The sequence below is a fragment of the Pseudomonas sp. AG1028 genome, assembly GCF_007993955.1.
Lineage (GTDB): Bacteria > Pseudomonadota > Gammaproteobacteria > Pseudomonadales > Pseudomonadaceae > Aquipseudomonas > Aquipseudomonas straminea.
In genome coordinates this window covers 188051-205581 of sequence record NZ_VIVP01000002.1, presented here as the reverse complement: position 1 = coordinate 205581, position 17531 = coordinate 188051, and the positions used below count along the sequence as shown (strand labels likewise).

The window sequence follows — 17531 nt, the reverse complement described above, 5'->3', positions numbered from 1 at the left end:
TACCAGCTTCACTGAGCCGGCCTATGTTCGACGGGCGACCAGACGAGTCGCCCTGCACCCAAGGCAACCAAGCTGATGCTGTGCCATATGGATGGTGCGCATCGGGCACAGTTCACTGATTCCTGACCTCGCTTGGGCAATTGGCAATGCCTAGTCGACGGCCCTGCTCTCCAGAATCGCCAGCCGCTCTTCCAGTGCGCTGATCCTTGCTTCGAGCGCTTCCAGACGATCCGATGCCCCGTCACCAGGCGACTCCTGGCGCTGTGCGCGCTGCTGCAGCTGCGCCTGCAACTGTTCCGGATCACCCAGCAGTTGTGCATAACGATCTTCGCGCTGCCCAGCCTGCCGACCAACCAGAGCCACCAGCTGCCGCCCGATCATTCGCTCGAGATGGTGCAGCGCCTGCTGTGCGTCTTCGAACTCATACTGGCGGCCGCTTCGCGCCAGCAGCTCGCCGGTCGTCTGTGGCCCACGCAGCAGCAATAGTCCAAGCAAAGTCACCTGCGGGGCCACCAACTCGAGCGCCTTGTCGATTCGATGCTCCCAGCGATCGGCACGGCTGCCCATCACCAGCTTCACAAAGCCTCGCTCTTCCAGTTTCCGCAGCCCCTGCCCTACCGCCCCCTGAGTCAGGTTCATCAATGGGTCACGGCTGGTTTTCTGATTGCAGGCGAGCACCACTGCGTTAAGCGTCAGCGGGTAGGCCTCGGGGGTCGTGGCCTGCTTCTCGATCAGGCAGCCCAGAATGCGCGCTTCAGCGGCGCTCAGCGGAGAAGTGTCGTGGGAATCTTCAGTCATGTCGCTTACCCGGCCTGGAGGTTGCACCTAGGGTAGCCCGAGTGCAGTGAAGATGACATGCGTGAAAGAGATTTTGTCGTCATGCAAGTCGCTGATTTTCAAGACGCAAAAAATCAATGTTCGCACGAGAGAGCAAATGAGAACTATTTTTATTGACTAACAACCGAGAATGACTATTATCTACATCACCAGCCGCGAGGCTGGTTGGATAATCTGAATGCATCCTGGTCGGACGCTTCCAGTTTATCTCCTCATCAGGCTAATCACGGTTATTGACCCGGCTTTTGCCGGGTCTTTTTTTGCCTGCCATTCCTGACGATCCACCCTTACAGGTTGTCACATGCGGACTCGGAATATCGGCTCTCGGCGATTTTTCTTTATCAGGCTAACGCAAACTGATGACACGATAGATGTCAGGATCGAAGCGTGCGGATCATGGCGTCCCCTGCTGGAATCGAACCAGCATCTAGCCCTTAGGAGGGGCTTATTCTATCCGTTGAACTAAGGAGACCCGTTTGATCCGGCGCCCTTAAGGGCGCCGGCCGGCATGTTACCCAGCGCACGCGAATTTGTCATGTCAGCGCAGCAACTCAGGCGGCCGGCTCAAACAGCCTGACGACTACCGCTTGGCCGGCCTTCAGCCTTTCCTGCAACTGCCGCTCCTGGGCCCGCGCACGCTCAACTGCCTTTTCCTTGACGTGCCCGTAACCGCGGATTTGCTCAGGCAGTTCGGCAATGGCCAGCGCGGTGTCGTAGTTGCCGGCATCGAGTGCTTCGAGCAATTGGTCAATGCTGCGCTCGTAGTCGCCGATCAAGGCGTGCTCCAACTTGCGCTCCTCGCTATGCCCGAACGGATCCAGCCAGGTACCTCGCAGTACGCGCAACTTTGCCAGTACCCTGAAGGCACCAAGCACCCACGGCCCAAAGCTACGTTTGCGTGGCTCTCCGGTTACTGGATCAGGGCGACTCAGCCAGGACGGCGCCAGGTAAAACTGCAGGCGAAAATCACCCTGGAACTGCGCATGCAGTGCCTCGCTGAACGCCGCATCGCTGTACAGGCGCGCTACCTCGTACTCGTCCTTGTAGGCCAGAAACTTGAAGTAATAGCGCGCCACCGCCTCGGTCAGACGCTGCTGCGGATCACTGTCACGTGCGCGGACGCGGCCGACCAACTGACGATAGCGCTCGGCATAGCGGACATTCTGATAAGCAGTCAGCCGTGCGACGCGGTCTTCGATGACTTCATCGAGCGTGCTGCAGCGCTTGCTGTCATCTCCCTGCGGGCGAACCAGACGCTCGATGGCGGCAGCATCGTATGCGGCACGCCGCCCCCACAGGAAAGCCTGCTGGTTGAACTCGACTGCCACGTTGTTCAACTCGATGGCCTTGTCGATGGCCTGCGCGCTGATCGGCACCAGGCCTTTCTGGTAGGCGTAGCCGAGCATAAACAGGTTGGTGGCGATACTGTCACCAAGCAGGCGGGTCGCCAGGCTCGTTGCATCGACGAACCAGGTTTTCTCGACCCCTACCGCGTCGATAAGCGCCTGGCGCATCGCCGGCCCCGGCACCTGGGCGTCGGGATTACGGGTAAATTCCGCCGTGGCAGCTTCGTGATCGTTGATAACTGCGTGGGAGATCTTCTCGTTGAGCTTGGCCAGTGCGTCTTCGCCAGCCGCCACCACCAAGTCGCAGCCGATCAGCAGGTCGGCTTCACCCGCGGCAATCCGCACGGCGTAGATGTCATCCTGACGGGCCGAGATGCGCACATGGGTGTTCACCGGCCCGAACTTCTGCGCCAGCCCCGCCTGGTCGAGCACCGTACAACCCTTGCTCTCCAGATGAGCTGCCATACCCAACAGAGCGCCCACGGTGGTCACGCCACTGCCGCCTACGCCGGGCAGGAGGATGTTCCAGGGTCTGTCCAGGGCAGGCTGCCGCGGCTCCGGCAAGGCCACAAACAGCGCACCGGCTCCGACTGCCTGGGGCTGGCGCAACTGACCACCGTGCACGGTCACGAAACTGGGGCAGAAGCCATCCAGGCAACTGAAATCCTTGTTGCAGGCGTTCTGGTCGATTTCCCGCTTGCGCCCCAGTTCGGTTTCCAGCGGCAGCACCGACAGGCAGTTGGATTTCACGCTGCAGTCGCCACAGCCTTCGCACACCGCGGAGTTGATGAACGCGCGCCGCGCCGGGTCGACCAGCTTGCCGCGCTTGCGACGCCGACGTTTTTCGGTCGCACAGGTCTGGTCGTAGATGATCACCGACACGCCCTTGAAGTCACGTAGCTCGCGCTGCACTGCATCGAGCTCACGGCGATGATGGAAGCTGGTGATCGGCGCGAAGGTCGAGCGGCTGGGGTACTTGTCTGGCTCGTCACTCACCACCGCGATGCGTTTGACCCCCTCGGCGAATACCTGCTGGCTCAACTGGTCAACGCGCAGCTCACCGTCCACCGGCTGCCCACCGGTCATGGCCACCGCATCGTTATAGAGAATCTTGTAGGTGATGCTCACCCCCGCCGCCACCGCAGCGCGCAGTGCCAGATGGCCGGAATGGAAATAGGTGCCATCGCCCAGGTTCTGGAACACATGGGGCGTATCGGTGAACGGGGCCTGGCCGATCCAAGTCACCCCTTCCCCGCCCATCTGGGTGAAGGTCTCGGTACTACGGTCCATCCACTGGGTCATGTAATGACAACCAATGCCGCCCATAGCACGGCTACCTTCAGGCACCTTAGTCGAGCTGTTATGCGGGCAGCCCGAGCAGAAATGCGGGGTTCGCACGGTGTTGTAGCTGCGCGCTGCCAGAGCCTTTTCCTTGGCATCGAGAAACTTCAGGCGCGCCTCGATCACTTCACTGGTGTAGATGGGCGCCAGACGCCGCGCAATGACCCGGGCAATCATTGCAGGGGTCAACTCACCCAGATTAGGCAGTAGCGACTCGCCCTGCTCATCGAACTCGCCAACCACCCGGGGGCGCTTTCCGACCGGCCAGTTGTAGAGCTGTCCAGTCAGCTGATCTTCGATGATGCTGCGCTTCTCCTCGACAACCAGAATCTCGTCCAGCCCCTCGGCAAATGCATGCACGGAAACCGGCTCTAGCGGCCAGCTCATGCCGATTTTCAACACACGCAATCCGATCTGTGCGCAGAGTGATTCGTCCAGGCCCAAGTCATCCAGTGCCTGGCGTACGTCGAGATAGGATTTGCCGGTGGTGATGATCCCCAAGCGCGGATTGGGCGAATCGAGCATCACCTTGTTCAAGCCGTTGGCATGGGCGAAAGCGCGGGCCGCATAAATCTTGTAGACGTTGAGGCGCTTCTCCTGGGCCAGAGGTGGATCCGGCCAGCGAATGTGCACGCCGTCCTCGGGCAACTCAAAATCATCGGGGATCACGACCTTGATGCGCTGCGGATCGACATCCACCACCGCGGAGGAATCGACGTTTTCGGCAATGGTCTTCAGCGCTACCCAGCAACCGCTGTACCGCGACAGCTCCCAGCCGATGATGCCGTAGTCGAGGATTTCCTGAACGTTGGCCGGGTTGAGCACTGGCATCGAGGCAGCGATAAAGGCGTGTTCGCTCTGGTGAGCGATGGTAGAAGACTTGCAGCCGTGATCGTCACCGGCCAGCACCAGCACGCCGCCATGGGCCGACACACCGGCGGAGTTGCCGTGTTTGAACACGTCGCCGCTGCGATCGACACCAGGGCCCTTGCCGTACCACATGGCGAATACGCCGTCGTAGCGCGCGCCGGGAAACAGATTGGTCTGCTGGCTGCCCCACACCGCCGTGGCACCGAGTTCCTCGTTGACCCCAGGCTGGAAATGAATGGCGTTCTGCTGCAGAAACTCGCGGGCCTCCCAAAGACTCTTGTCCAGCCCACCCAGTGGCGAGCCGCGGTAGCCGGAAATGAAGCAGGCGGTATTGAGCCCGGCGGCGGTATCACGCTGCTTCTGCAGCATGGGCAGGCGGGTCAGCGCCTGGGTCCCGGTAAGGTACAAATGGCCCGTCGCGAGACGGTATTTGTCGTCCAGACGGATTTCGGCCAGAGACATAAGACGGCGCTCCTGTTGTTTTTATAGCGACCTATCAGGTGACACGGTTAATCACCTGCCTACATCCGCCAGGATCACTGTGTGGATGTCTGCCTTAAGCATAGACCGGAGTGCGGCGATTTTTTCTTTCCCATTCATGCCGCCAACGCCAATACTGCACATGAACGTTTCGAAAATAATCACAAAGGAGAAACGAACATGCACGAGCCTCTGAGTGCCATCGACCGGCGGATTCTTCGCCTGATGCAACGCAACGCCGACCTCAGCGCGGCTGAAATTGCCAAGAAGGTGGAGCTGTCTCAGTCGCCCTGCTGGCGTCGCATCAATCGTCTGCAGGAGGAAGGCTTTATCGAGCGCAAGGTGGCGTTGCTCAGCCACAAGCGTCTCGGCTTCACCATCACGGTGTTCGTCAGCATCAAATTATCCGCCCATGGCCGCAGCAATCTGGACGAATTCGAACGGGCGATCGCCGGTTATCCCGAGGTCATCGAGTGCTACACCATGGCGGGCAGTTCGGACTATCTACTCAAGGTCGTAGCCCGCGATATCGCCAGTTACGAGCGTTTTCTACGCGACCAATTGCTGCAGCGTCCCCATGTGCAGGAGGCTCATTCGGGCATCGCCATGAGTGAAGTCAAGCGCACCACTGAACTGCCCCTGGACTAAAACAAATTCAAGGTCATGCATTTTGCAATACGCCAATGTGTGCACCTTGCAACATGCACGAGAAAGCACCGCCAAATCAATTTTAACTAATTGATTTTAAAGGATTTTTTTTGAATTAAATCCTGGCACGGGAACTGCTCTTTCCCTCGCATAGAATTCCGAATGCGAGAACCCCGCCCATGAACAGCCTCATCGCACTGGCTACCGCTATCGCCCTGACCCTGCTTGCAGGAGCCGCATTCGCCAACTTTCAGAACAACCAGCAACAGGCAACCGCCATGCAACTGGTTCAGCAGATGCGTGCCACCCCGGTGCAGTTCGAGCATGCTGCGAAAGTCGAGCCTGGCCAATTCGTCGCCAAACCGCTGACCACCGCTGATTGGCAACCTCGCGCCCAACAGCGCTTTACCTTCTGAGTACTGGCCATGTGGAGCGTATTCTTCCCTGGTTTCGTACTACTACTGGCCATTGTTACCTGTGCCGCCATCTGGATGATCGACGGCCTCTCGGATCGAGTTCCGCCGCGCAGCTCCAATGACGAGCACAACGGCCCCCACGATCCTTTTTTCTGAAGGCAACCTTGCCGCGCGAGGAGAGCATGATGTCCAAACCAGCTGTGTTGTTTCTGCTGATCGCGGTTCTGTCCGCTGGCCTGTTGGTCTTGCCCGAACAGGCTCAATGGCTCACGTCGACCGCCAAGATTACCCTGGCGATGAGCAGCGTCGCGCTGGCCGTCGCCCTGCTGATCGGCAAGCGGGTCAAGTTCGACCCGATTCTGCGCTAAAACGCGAGTAACGTTCTGGCTTGCTGCTCAGCTAGTGGCTGTCGATAAGCTGGAGCAGCCTCTCCACCGTCTCGTCGAGACTGCCGGAGTTATCCATGCGAATGATGCGCTGATCGGCCTGCATGAAAGCGCTGCCGCTCAGCTCAGCACTTCGTGCCAGCCGCGCTTCGATCTGGTCCACATCCTCCCGCGCTCGAGCAAGAAGGCGTTTTCTCAGGATGACTGGCTCGACCTGAAGCAGAACGGCAAGCAGATAGGGGTACTTGCTGCGAGCCTCATCCAGATAACCGCGCGAGCCGTTTACGATCACCTGGTAACCATCGGCCAGCCATTCTTCGATTTCCCTAGGAATCCCGTAAGCCAAGCCATTGGCGCGCCAGACCATGGCGAAATCGCCAACACGTTCACGCTCGCCGAACTCCCAATGCGACACGGAAATAGCCTCCTCGCCCATCGCCTCGGCTGAGCGAGTGATGACCCGCCGAGCTATGCGACAGCGACGCCCCTCAAGGCATTGCTGCAGGCGCTGCAGCACGCTGTCCTTACCGGCACCGGAAGGCCCCATCAGGTAGATCAGCCTGCCAGCATTCATTCACATACCTCGCCGAGATTGATGCGATGCGCAGCCAGAGCACGGCTGCAGAGGATCTCAATCATAAGCAATTGGTACCGTGCCGACGCTAAATCATGCGCAAGTGCATAGAAAACGCATTTTTTATCTCGATTACTAACGAAAATCGTTAAAGGCGGCCCACTGCCATCCACAATAAATGCGACGCTGCGCGCAATCGGAATCAATTCCGACAACTTGTGCTGGCATAAAGCCGGTACTCGGTACAGAATACGACACGTAATTGGCGTCAAATATCTGATGGCAAGAAGTACGATCACCAGACAAAATGCCGACGTTGTTGAACGGCAGACGCGAAAGATGGTCAGAACCTGACTTTCCGTAGCTTTATGCCATTACAGCTTCGTTTCCCTGAACTTATTTGGTTGATGTATGCGCCCTATGAAACAGGCTATCTACTCCAGCCGTACGGCTGACAAGTTCGTCGTTCGGTTGCCCGACGGTATGCGCGAGCGCATCGCTGACGTGGCCCGCCAACACCACCGCAGCATGAACTCCGAAATCATCGCTCGCCTGGAGCAAAGCATGCTTCAGGAAGGTGTATTGGACGACGAGCTCGGCGTGCGCCTCGACAGCCCCGAGCTGTCGCTGCACGAACGCGAACTGCTGCAGCGCTTCCGCCAGCTCTCGCGCCGCCAGCAGAACGCCCTCGTTGCACTGATCGCACACGATGCCGAAATGGCCGCCGGTAACGACGACTGATTCGGCACGGGCAAAAAATCGCAGGAAGCGATACCGAGCGGCTTTCGACACCCGCAAGTGATCATCAGGCAATAAAAAACCGGCTCAATGCCGGTTTTTTATTACCTGCACGCTGGGCGACTAAAGCAGGAACAGTGATGCTAGCCCAAGGAAAATGAAGAAACCGCCACTGTCGGTGACTGCGGTGATCATCACGCTGGAACCCATCGCCGGGTCACGCCCGACACGCACCAGGGTCATTGGAATCAACACGCCCATCAGCGCAGCCAGCAACAGATTAAGCGTCATCGCTGCGGTCATCACCACACCCAACGACCAGCTGTCATACAACCCGTAGGCGACGGCACCAATTACCCCGCCCCATACCAGACCATTGATAAGCGCTACGCCCAGCTCCTTGCGAATCAACCGCGAGGTATTGCCTGTACTGACCTGGTCGAGCGCCATGGCACGCACGATCATGGTAATGGTCTGGTTGCCCGAGTTGCCGCCGATACCGGCAACGATGGGCATCAGCGCCGCCAAGGCAACCAGCTTCTCGATGGAACCCTCGAACAAGCCGATGACGCGCGAGGCCATGAACGCCGTGATCAGGTTGATGGCCAGCCAGGACCAGCGGTTGCGAACCGACTTCCAGACCGAGGCGAAGATGTCTTCCTCCTCGCGCAGACCGGCCATGTTGAGGACTTCGCTTTCGCTCTCCTCTCGAATCAGGTCAACCATCTCATCGATGGTAAGGCGGCCGATCAGCTTGCCGTTCTTATCGACCACGGGCGCCGAAATGAGGTTGTAACGCTCGAAGGCCTGGGCCGCATCGTAGGCATCCTCATCAGGGTGAAAGCTGACCGGGTCGTTGGCCATGACCTCAGCGACCTGCTTGTCCGGATCATTGACCAGCAAGCGCTTGATCGACAGCACCCCTTTGAGGACGCCGTCATAATCGACGACGAACAGCTTGTCGGTATGCCCCGGCAACTCCTTGAGACGACGCAGGTAGCGCAGCACCACTTCGAGACTGACATCCTCACGGATGGTCACCATTTCAAAGTCCATCAGCGCACCGACCTGCTCCTCCTCATAGGAGAGCGCAGAACGCACCCGCTCGCGCTGCTGGGCATCAAGGGTTTCCATGAGCTCGTGCACGACATCGCGCGGCAGCTCCGAGGCCAGGTCGGCGAGCTCATCGGCGTCCATTTCCTTGGCGGCCGCGAGGATCTCGTGATCCTCCATGTCAGCCAGCAGGGTTTCCCGGACGGCGTCGGAAACTTCAAGCAGGATGTCACCGTCGCGGTCGGCCTTGACCAACTGCCAGACGGCGAGACGGTCTTCCAGCGGCAGGGCTTCGAGGATGTAGGCGACGTCGGCCGGGTGCAGGTCGTCGAGCTTGCGCTGCAGTTCGGTGAGGTTCTGTCGATGCACCAGACCTTCGACGCGGTCGTGGTGCGGGCCTTCCTGGCGATGGGTCAGGTCTTCGACCAGCCTGTGCCGCTGCAACAGCTCGACGACCTGAGCGAGTCGATCCTGCAGGCTTTCTTGCGGCTTCTTGGCTTCTACTTCGGTCATGGCACACTCCGCCCCCAGCGGCGGCGCGCGCCAGCGAGGGTCAATCAGTCAATACGTGATTGCACACTTGGAATTCTGAGTTACTACTGGGTAAGTCCATGGAAGGTATCCACAAGCCCCGGCGGGGCTGACGGAGCGAATAATAACATGCCAATCGCTTGAGTACGTGACAAAGCCATGGCAAGACAAGCGCTTGCAGCATTTTCTTGAGCGCAGTCGCACGAGTCCGAAGATGCGACGCCACCAATCCAGCGCAGGACACCTGGCAGCGAGGGGTCACTAGACTAAGCTTTCCTAGCACACGTCAGGGAGGACGCCACCATGCACTGGACCCACTGCGCAACCGTCTGCGCCATCTTGCTCTACCCTATTCCAACATTGGCCTCGAGCGTGTTTCGCTGCGAAGACGCCAATGGCCATATCACCTTCACCAAACACGGCTGCACTGAAAATCAGCAACAAAAGGAGCAGCGCGCCCACAATCCAAGACCGGGAAGCGGCGCAGCCGTTCCATTGGCGTCGCCCAGAGCAAGTAACACTACCGCCAGCTCACGCAGCAACGAGAGCACCCTGACTATCGTCGGCGGCCAGCAGGACGGTTGCGAAAATGCGGTTACCGGCAACGCCCGGCGCGAAGCGATCATCAGAAAACAGGTGCGCGCCGGGATGACGCGCAGCGATGTGGAAAGCGCCCTGGGCAAGCCAGAACGCATCAGCAAGCGCAACGGCCAGACCACTTACCACTACGCCAGCAAGCAAAACAGCGAGCGGCGTACGGTAATTTTCGATCAGAACGACTGCGTGGCGGGCAAACGCTGAGGCAAGAATGCCAGGCAAAGAAAAAGGGCCTGCATCGCTGCAGGCCCTTTTGGTATGGCGGACTCAGGAGGATTCGAACCTCCGACCGCTCGGTTCGTAGCCGAGTACTCTATCCAGCTGAGCTATGAGTCCGTGTGGCGCTTTTAGACCAGATCACCGCTGGTTGACGCTAAATGCCCTGCACTGCTGCAAGCCATTCAAAATGGCGGACTCAGGAGGATTCGAACCTCCGACCGCTCGGTTCGTAGCCGAGTACTCTATCCAGCTGAGCTATGAGTCCGTGTGGCGCTTTTTAGACCAGATCACCGCTGGTTGAAACAAAATGGCCTGCATTGCTGCAAGCCATTCAATATGGCGGACTCAGGAGGATTCGAACCTCCGACCGCTCGGTTCGTAGCCGAGTACTCTATCCAGCTGAGCTATGAGTCCGTTGGTGTTTTTATACCAGATCACCTCTGGTTGTTTGCCAGCCCGGTAGAACCCGGCTTGCCAAATAATGGCGGAGAAGGGGGGATTCGAACCCCCGACACCCTTTTGAGGTGTACTCCCTTAGCAGGGGAGCGCCTTCGGCCACTCGGCCACCTCTCCGCAACACGGGGCGCATGATAAACATGTTTTCCCCGTTTGCAAACCAAAATTTTGAGAAAAATTAATGGTTTGGTTCTTCGCCCTTCTCTTTCTGGATGCGCTGGTAAATCTCTTCGCGGTGAACGGCGACTTCCTTCGGCGCGTTGACGCCAATCCGCACCTGATTACCTTTAACACCCAATACGGTGACGGTGACTTCGTCACCCACCATCAGGGTCTCTCCGACCCGGCGAGTCAGAATCAGCATTCCTTTCTCCTTACGGATTCAATTTCGGACAACAAGTCTGCAAACGTGAAAAGCGCCGGCCGGACGCGAAAGCAACAGGCCAGCACTCAAGTATTGACCAGTACGGACGGAAGGAAAGTTCCACCAACACCAACCAAAACAACAAAAGGCGCGGGTAGCCGCGCCTTTTGCAGGATGCCTCAGTCGCCCTGACGGGCCGGGGCATCGAGTTCGAACGCAGTGTGCAGGGCGCGCACCGCCAATTCCAGATATTTCTCTTCGATGACCACCGAGACCTTGATCTCGGACGTGGAGATCATCTGGATGTTGATGTTCTCCTTGGCCAGCGCTTCGAACATACGGCTGGCCACACCGGCATGGGAACGCATACCCACGCCGACGATGGACACCTTGGCGATGTTAACGTCTCCGACCACTTCGCGAGCACCGAGTTCGCGTGCAGTGGCTTCGAGCACCTGCTGAGCGTTCTGGTAATCGTTGCGGTGCACGGTGAAGGTGAAATCGGTGGTGTTATCGTGCGCGACATTCTGCACGATCATGTCCACTTCAATGTTGGCGGAGCTGATCGGGCCGAGAATCTTGAACGCAACGCCCGGCAGGTCAGGCACGCCACGGATGGTCAGCTTGGCTTCGTCGCGATTGAAGGCGATGCCGGAGATGATCGGCTGTTCCATGGATTCCTCTTCATCAAGGGTAATGAGGGTGCCCGGACCCTCCTGGAAGCTGTGCAGAACGCGCAGCGGGACGTTGTACTTGCCGGCGAATTCCACCGAGCGGATTTGCAGCACTTTCGAACCGAGGCTGGCCATTTCCAGCATCTCTTCGAAGGTGATCTTCTCCAGGCGCTGAGCCTTGGGCACCACGCGCGGGTCGGTGGTGTAAACGCCATCGACGTCGGTGTAGATCTGGCACTCATCGGCTTTCAGGGCAGCGGCAAGGGCCACGCCGGTGGTGTCGGAGCCGCCGCGACCGAGGGTGGTGATGTTGCCCTGCTCGTCCACGCCCTGGAAGCCGGCAACCACCACCACGCGACCGGCCTTGAGGTCGGCGCGAATATTGGTGTCGTCGATGCTCAGAATACGTGCCTTGGTATGCGCGCTGTCGGTCAGGATGCGCACCTGGCTGCCGGTGTAGGACACCGCCGGCACGCCACGCTTGATCAGCGCCATGGCCAGCAGCGCGATGGTCACCTGCTCACCGGTGGAGACCATGACGTCGAGTTCGCGCGCGATCGGCTGGTCATCGCTGATCTGCTTGGCCAGGTCGATGAGGCGATTGGTCTCGCCGCTCATCGCCGATACCACGACGACGATATCGTCGCCCTTCTCGCGGAATTTCTTCACCTTCTCGGCGACCTGTGCGATTCGCTCGACGGTGCCGACGGAGGTACCGCCGAATTTCTGTACGATCAAAGCCATTTCAAAGCTGCCTCAGCCCGTGAAGGGCGCCCATTAAACAGACAACACCACCGCACACCACCGCATCGTTCGCCGGGCATGGCGGGCGACGCGGTCACGCTTGAGTTACGAGCCTCAGAGGCCCTGCTCGACGAACGGGCCGACCAGCGCCAGGGCGCCATCGAGCGCGGCCACATCGACCCCGCCACCCTGCGCCATGTCCGGACGACCACCGCCCTTGCCGCCTACGGCTGCAGCGGCCTGTTTCATCAGGTCGCCGGCCTTCAGCTTGGCGGTCAGGTCCTGGGTCACGCCAGCCACCAGCACGACCTTGTCGTCCTGCACGCCGCCGAGCAGGATCACCGCACTGCCGAGCTTGTTCTTCAGTTGATCGACCAGCGCCAGCAGGCCTTTGCCGTCCAGGCCATCGATGCGCGCGCTGAGCGTCTTCACGCCCTTGACGTCCACGGCCGAGCCGGCCAGATCGCTGCCCGCCGCACTGGCGGCCTTGGCCTTGAGCTGCTCCAGCTCCTTTTCCAGCTGGCGATTGCGGTCGATCACCGCCGCGAGCTTGTCGAGCAGATTGTCGCGGCTACCCTTGACCAGGCTCGCCGCCTCTTTCAGCTGTTCCTCGGCACCGTTCAGATAGGCGAACGCCGCTGCGCCGGTGACCGCTTCGATACGGCGCACGCCGGCCGCCACACCGCCTTCGCTGACGATCTTGAACACGCCGATGTCGCCGGTACGGTTGGCATGAATGCCGCCGCACAGCTCGACCGAAAAGCCGTCGCCCATGGTCAGCACGCGCACGCTGTCGCCGTACTTCTCGCCGAACAGCGCCATGGCGCCCTTGGCCTTGGCGCTCTCGATGTCCATTTCCTCGGTCTGCACCGGGGTGTTGCGACGCACTTCGCGGTTGACGATCTCTTCCAGTTCTTTGAGTTGCTCAGGCTTGATCGCCTCGAAGTGGCTGAAGTCGAAACGCAGGCGCTGGCTGTCGACCAGCGAACCTTTCTGCTGCACGTGCTCGCCCAGTACCTGGCGCAGCGCGGCGTGCAGCAGGTGCGTAGCGGAGTGATTGAGGCCGGTGGCAGTGCGCACGGAGGCATTCACCTCGGCGTTGATGGTGGCGCCGACGCTCAGGCTGCCCTTGCTGACCACGCCATGGTGCAGCCACGCGCCGCCCACCTTGGTGGTGTCGCGCACGTCGAAGCGCACGCCTGGGCCTTCGAGGAAGCCGCAGTCACCGATCTGGCCACCGGACTCGGCGTAGAACGGCGTCTGGTCGAGCACCACCACGCCCTCCTCGCCTTCGTTCAGGGTATCGACGGCCTGGCCATCGCGCAGCAGCACCAGCAGCTCGCCACTGGCGACGGTGGCGCTGTAGCCGAGGAAGCGGGTGTCCTTGTCGACCTTGACCACGCTGTTGTAGTCCATGCCGAACGAGCTGGCGGAGCGGGCGCGCACGCGCTGGGCTTCCATTTCACGCTCGAAGCCGGCCTCGTCGAGGGTCAGCTCGCGCTCACGGGCGATGTCGCCGGTCAGGTCCATCGGGAAGCCGTAGGTGTCATACAGCTTGAAGATCACTTCGCCGGGGATGACCGAGCCCTGCAGCTCGGCCAGATCCTGCTCGAGAATCTTCAGGCCCTGCTCCAGGGTCTTGGCGAACTGCTCTTCTTCGGTTTTCAGCACGCGCTCGATGTGCGCCTGCTGCTGTTTCAGCTCGGGGAAGGCTTCGCCCATCTCGCTGGCCAGGGCCGCGACGATCTTGTGGAAGAAGCTGCCCTTGGCACCCAGCTTGTTGCCGTGGCGACAGGCGCGACGAATGATGCGGCGCAGCACGTAGCCGCGGCCTTCGTTGGATGGCGTAACGCCGTCGGCGATCAGGAAGCTGCAGGAACGGATGTGATCCGCCACCACTTTCAGCGAGGCATCACCGTTGTTGGCGCAGCCGATGGCCTGGGCACTGGCAGCCAGCAGGCTCTGGAACAGGTCGATCTCGTAGTTGGAGTTGACGTGCTGCAGCACGGCGCTGATGCGCTCCAGGCCCATGCCGGTGTCCACGCTCGGCGCCGGCAGCGGGTGCAGCACGCCGTCCGCGGTCCGGTTGAACTGCATGAACACGTTGTTCCAGATCTCGATGTAACGGTCGCCATCTTCTTCCGGGCTGCCGGGTGGGCCGCCCCAGATGTGCTCGCCATGGTCGAAGAAGATTTCGGTGCACGGGCCACACGGGCCGGTATCGCCCATGGTCCAGAAGTTGTCGGACGCGTACGGCGCGCCCTTGTTGTCGCCGATGCGGATCATCCGCTCGGCCGGTACCCCGACTTCCTTGTTCCAGATGTCGTAGGCCTCGTCATCGGTGGCGTACACCGTGACCCAGAGCTTGTCCTTGGGCAGTTTCAGCCACTTGTCGCCGGTCAGGAATTCCCAGGCGAAGTGGATGGCATCACGCTTGAAATAGTCGCCAAAGCTGAAGTTGCCGAGCATTTCGAAGAAGGTGTGGTGACGCGCGGTATAACCGACGTTTTCCAGGTCGTTGTGCTTGCCACCGGCGCGCACGCACTTCTGGCTGGTGGCGGCGCGGGTATAGGCGCGCTTTTCCAGGCCCAGGAAGCAGTCCTTGAACTGGTTCATGCCGGCGTTGGTGAACAGCAACGTGGGGTCGTTGTTCGGAATCAGGGAGCTGGAAGCGACACGGGTGTGCCCCTTCTCTTCGAAGAAGCTCAGGAAAGCTTCACGGATTTCTGCGCTTTTCATTGGCAATTTCCAGGAAAACAGGCGGCCACGGCAGAGCCGGCAAAAGCCCGCATTATATCGGGCTTGTCCGCGGCGGCTAGGGCAAGGGCTGAATTATTTGCAGGCGGCGCGATGGCCGGAAAACACAGGGCGTGCAGTGCCAGGCCACTGCCTGGCACTGCACGCAGGCCAACTCAGGCGCGGAAGGCGGCGAAGGCTTCGATCACCTGAGCCATGGCGCCGGCATCGACATCCAGATGCGTGACCATGCGCAGGCGTGGCGCGGCGCTCAGGCGAATGCCGCGCTCGGCACAGAAGGCCTTCAGGGCCATGGCACGCTCGCCGACCTGCACGTAGACCATGTTGGTCTGCACCGGCTCGACCGAATAGCCCAGCTCGCGCAGGCCGGCGGCCAGGGAATCGGCGTTGGCGTGATCCTCGACCAGACGCGCGACCTGATGATCCAGCGCATACAACCCGGCTGCAGCCAGCACACCAGCCTGGCGCATTCCGCCGCCGACCATCTTGCGCAGACGACGAGCCTTGGCGATCAGCGCCTCGCTGCCGCACAGTACCGAGCCGACCGGCGCGCCCAGCCCTTTGGACAGGCACACCGACACCGAATCGAAATGCTGAGTGATTTCCCGCGCCTCGACGCCCTGGCGGACCGCCGCATTGAACAGCCGTGCGCCATCGAGATGCAGTGCCAAGCCCTTGTCATGCGTGAAGGCGCGGGCAGCCGCCAGGTACTCTAGGGGCAGCACCTTGCCCTGCATGGTGTTTTCCAGGGCCAGCAGGCGGGTGCGGGCGAAGTGGAAGTCGTCCTGCTTGATCGCCGCCTCGACCCGGGCCAGATCCAGGGAGCCGTCGAGTTCCATGTCCAGCGGCTGGGGCTGGATCGAGCCCAGCACCGCCGCGCCGCCGCCCTCGTATTTGTAGGTGTGCGCCTGCTGGCCGACGATGTATTCGTCGCCCCGCTCGCAGTGAGCCATCAGGCCAAGCAGATTGCTCATGGTGCCGGTGGGCACGAACAGCGCCGCGGCGAAGCCGAGATCCCGCGCCAGGCGCTGCTCCAGCCGGTTGACGGTGGGGTCTTCGCCGTACACGTCATCGCCCAGTTCGGCGGCCAGCATCGCTTCGCGCATGCCGGCGGTGGGTTGAGTCACGGTGTCGCTACGCAGATCGATGATGGGCATGGGCACTCCTGTGCATACGGGCAATGGCTAATCCAGTAATGAGGCGTCGGCGGGCACGATCAGAATGCCGGTACGCTGGCCGTTGTGGACCTTGGGATTGGGAAAGATGATGCGTGCGCCCTGCTCTTCCACCACCCAGCGGCTGCTGGCCAGGTCTTCGGCAAGTAGATAGCCGGGCTCCAGCTCGGTGAAATTTTCCACGTCGGCAGGCAAGTGCAGGACGAAGGCATCGCTGTGCTTGATCAGCTCGCGGGAGAAGGCGAACAGCTTGAGGCGCTCGACGGCGCGCTCTTCGATCGGCGGCTCGCTGCCTTCGATCAGCGCCTGCAGACGCAGCTCGAGGCGATCCAGATTGACCAGCTCGTTGTGGCCGAACGGCCTGGCCTTGCCCAGCTCGAGGGTGAAGGCTTCGGCGCCCAGCTCGGCGTAAGTGTAGGCACTGAAGGTGGTCGAGGGCTTGCTTTGCAGCAGCACCGCATCGATACCGGCGGCCTGCAGCCGCGCGCACTCGCGGCGCGACTGGCGACGCCCCTCGGCCCAGGGGTAAAGGGCGAACTGTTCGATACGCGAGGCGCGGATCGCCGTGTGCAGGTCGTAATGCAGGCGTTCGCGGCCGGAGTCGATGAAGAATGACGACGCCAAATGTTCCAGTTCACAGGCACGCATCGCCTCGCCGCCACTGCTCAGCTCATGACGGCCGCTGAACAGGCGGTTGATGTCCTGCTCGACGAAACGCTCGCCACGGCGCATCGCTGCCGGGTTGCCGAACATCAGCAGCACGCGGGCGCGCGGCTGCAACTCGCTGCGCGCGATGCGCCGCAGCAAGCGGTCGAGCAATTCGATCGGCGCGGTCTCGTTGCCGTGGATGCCCGCGGACAGCAACAGGTCCATGCCGTTGTCGCGCCCGCAGGCCGGGGTGATTTCGAGGGCGCCCTCGGCCAGCCAGCGCAAGCGCGTGCCCTGCGGCGTCAACTGGATCTTCGAGGCCGGCTCATGGCCGGTCAGGGTCAGTTCGAGCAGTTTGCCGAGGGCGAGCATGGGCGTTCCTCAGTGGTTGCAGTCCGGACCATGGACATGGTCGTCGTCGGCGCCGTCATCGGCCGGCTCCATTTCCAGTTCCAGGCTGACCAGGTTGGTGGCCAGCGGGCGCAGCAGCAGGTTGGCGTATTCGCTATCACCTTCGGCGACATCCACGCCGATCATCAGTTGGCCGTTGCCGACCTGCTGAATCCACACTTCCTTGCCCTGCCACATTACGGCAAAACGGGTGCACGAGGTTTCCAGCTGGGTGCCGTCGGCGTCTTCGAGAATCAGTTGCAGGGCGTCGCTCATGGTTACTCCAT

15 protein-coding genes and 5 tRNA genes are annotated in these 17531 nt (G+C 60.7%); 5 read left to right on the top strand and 15 right to left on the bottom strand.

Annotated elements, in window-relative coordinates; all coding sequences use genetic code 11:
• Nucleotides 1-150: 150 nt before the first annotated feature.
• From FB481_RS03930 to FB481_RS03920, 3 genes are all read right to left on the bottom strand, one after another.
• A complete protein-coding gene (locus FB481_RS03930; protein WP_147175147.1) occupies nt 151-798 on the bottom strand; it encodes a YceH family protein in 648 nt (215 codons plus the stop codon).
• Between the two features lie 436 nt (nt 799-1234).
• Nucleotides 1235-1309 (bottom strand) — tRNA-Arg (locus tag FB481_RS03925).
• 79 nt (nt 1310-1388) lie between these two features.
• Nucleotides 1389-4856 carry an indolepyruvate ferredoxin oxidoreductase family protein gene (locus FB481_RS03920; protein ID WP_147175146.1) on the bottom strand — a complete coding sequence of 1156 codons (3468 nt, stop codon included), beginning with the start codon at nt 4854-4856 and terminating at the stop codon, nt 1389-1391.
• A gap of 198 nt (nt 4857-5054) precedes the next feature.
• On the opposite strand from FB481_RS03920, the gene FB481_RS03915 reads away from it, so the two are divergent.
• The 3 genes from FB481_RS03915 to FB481_RS03905 all read left to right on the top strand — a co-directional run bounded on the left by FB481_RS03915 (nt 5055) and on the right by FB481_RS03905 (nt 6306).
• The gene (locus FB481_RS03915) at nt 5055-5522 is read left to right on the top strand and encodes an Lrp/AsnC family transcriptional regulator (RefSeq protein ID WP_147175145.1); all 468 of its coding nucleotides are present in this window, start codon (nt 5055-5057) and stop codon (nt 5520-5522) included.
• 179 nt (nt 5523-5701) lie between these two features.
• Entirely contained in the window at nt 5702-5938 is a 237-nt protein-coding gene (locus tag FB481_RS03910) for a hypothetical protein (RefSeq protein WP_093502149.1), read from the top strand.
• Between the two features lie 185 nt (nt 5939-6123).
• Nucleotides 6124-6306 carry a PA3371 family protein gene (locus FB481_RS03905; RefSeq protein WP_147175144.1) on the top strand — a complete coding sequence of 61 codons (183 nt, stop codon included), beginning with the start codon at nt 6124-6126 and terminating at the stop codon, nt 6304-6306.
• Between the two features lie 31 nt (nt 6307-6337).
• Here the strand turns inward: FB481_RS03905 and phnN are convergent, their stop codons facing one another.
• Nucleotides 6338-6898, bottom strand: a complete 561-nt coding sequence (gene phnN / locus FB481_RS03900; protein WP_147175143.1) for a phosphonate metabolism protein/1,5-bisphosphokinase (PRPP-forming) PhnN — start codon at nt 6896-6898, stop codon at nt 6338-6340.
• A 411-nt stretch (nt 6899-7309) separates the two neighbouring features.
• Here phnN and FB481_RS03895 point away from each other — a divergent pair, with 411 nt between their 5' ends.
• On the top strand, nt 7310-7639 hold the full coding sequence (locus FB481_RS03895; protein ID WP_093502155.1) for an Arc family DNA-binding protein: 330 nt from the start codon (nt 7310-7312) through the stop codon (nt 7637-7639).
• A gap of 120 nt (nt 7640-7759) precedes the next feature.
• Here FB481_RS03895 and mgtE read toward each other — a convergent pair whose 3' ends face one another.
• Nucleotides 7760-9202 carry a magnesium transporter gene (gene mgtE / locus FB481_RS03890; protein ID WP_147175142.1) on the bottom strand — a complete coding sequence of 481 codons (1443 nt, stop codon included), beginning with the start codon at nt 9200-9202 and terminating at the stop codon, nt 7760-7762.
• Nucleotides 9203-9523: 321 nt separating this feature from the next.
• Between mgtE and bamE the strand changes: the two genes are divergently transcribed.
• Nucleotides 9524-10021: an outer membrane protein assembly factor BamE gene (gene bamE / locus FB481_RS03885; protein WP_147175141.1), complete on the top strand. Its 498-nt coding sequence runs from the start codon at nt 9524-9526 to the stop codon at nt 10019-10021.
• Nucleotides 10022-10076: 55 nt separating this feature from the next.
• Here bamE and FB481_RS03880 read toward each other — a convergent pair.
• The 10 genes from FB481_RS03880 to FB481_RS03835 all read right to left on the bottom strand — a co-directional run bounded on the left by FB481_RS03880 (nt 10077) and on the right by FB481_RS03835 (nt 17520).
• Nucleotides 10077-10153, bottom strand: a tRNA-Arg gene (locus FB481_RS03880).
• A gap of 71 nt (nt 10154-10224) precedes the next feature.
• Nucleotides 10225-10301, bottom strand: a tRNA-Arg gene (locus FB481_RS03875).
• A gap of 72 nt (nt 10302-10373) precedes the next feature.
• Nucleotides 10374-10450: transfer RNA gene (locus tag FB481_RS03870), tRNA-Arg, on the bottom strand.
• Between the two features lie 68 nt (nt 10451-10518).
• Nucleotides 10519-10609: transfer RNA gene (locus tag FB481_RS03865), tRNA-Ser, on the bottom strand.
• A 61-nt stretch (nt 10610-10670) separates the two neighbouring features.
• Nucleotides 10671-10856 (bottom strand): carbon storage regulator CsrA, encoded by a 186-nt coding sequence (csrA, locus tag FB481_RS03860; RefSeq protein WP_013792214.1) that lies wholly within the window; start codon nt 10854-10856, stop codon nt 10671-10673.
• Nucleotides 10857-11035: 179 nt separating this feature from the next.
• A complete protein-coding gene (locus tag FB481_RS03855; RefSeq protein ID WP_013792215.1) occupies nt 11036-12274 on the bottom strand; it encodes an aspartate kinase in 1239 nt (412 codons plus the stop codon).
• A gap of 114 nt (nt 12275-12388) precedes the next feature.
• The gene (gene alaS / locus FB481_RS03850) at nt 12389-15013 is read right to left on the bottom strand and encodes an alanine--tRNA ligase (protein WP_147175140.1); all 2625 of its coding nucleotides are present in this window, start codon (nt 15011-15013) and stop codon (nt 12389-12391) included.
• Nucleotides 15014-15186: 173 nt separating this feature from the next.
• Complete coding sequence (gene ltaE, locus FB481_RS03845) at nt 15187-16188, bottom strand: low-specificity L-threonine aldolase (protein WP_147175139.1); 1002 nt, start codon at nt 16186-16188, stop codon at nt 15187-15189.
• Between the two features lie 27 nt (nt 16189-16215).
• On the bottom strand, nt 16216-17226 hold the full coding sequence (gene astE / locus FB481_RS03840; RefSeq protein WP_147175138.1) for a succinylglutamate desuccinylase: 1011 nt from the start codon (nt 17224-17226) through the stop codon (nt 16216-16218).
• Nucleotides 17227-17235: 9 nt separating this feature from the next.
• Nucleotides 17236-17520, bottom strand: a complete 285-nt coding sequence (locus FB481_RS03835; RefSeq protein WP_013792219.1) for a hypothetical protein — start codon at nt 17518-17520, stop codon at nt 17236-17238.
• Nucleotides 17521-17531: the final 11 nt, after the last annotated feature.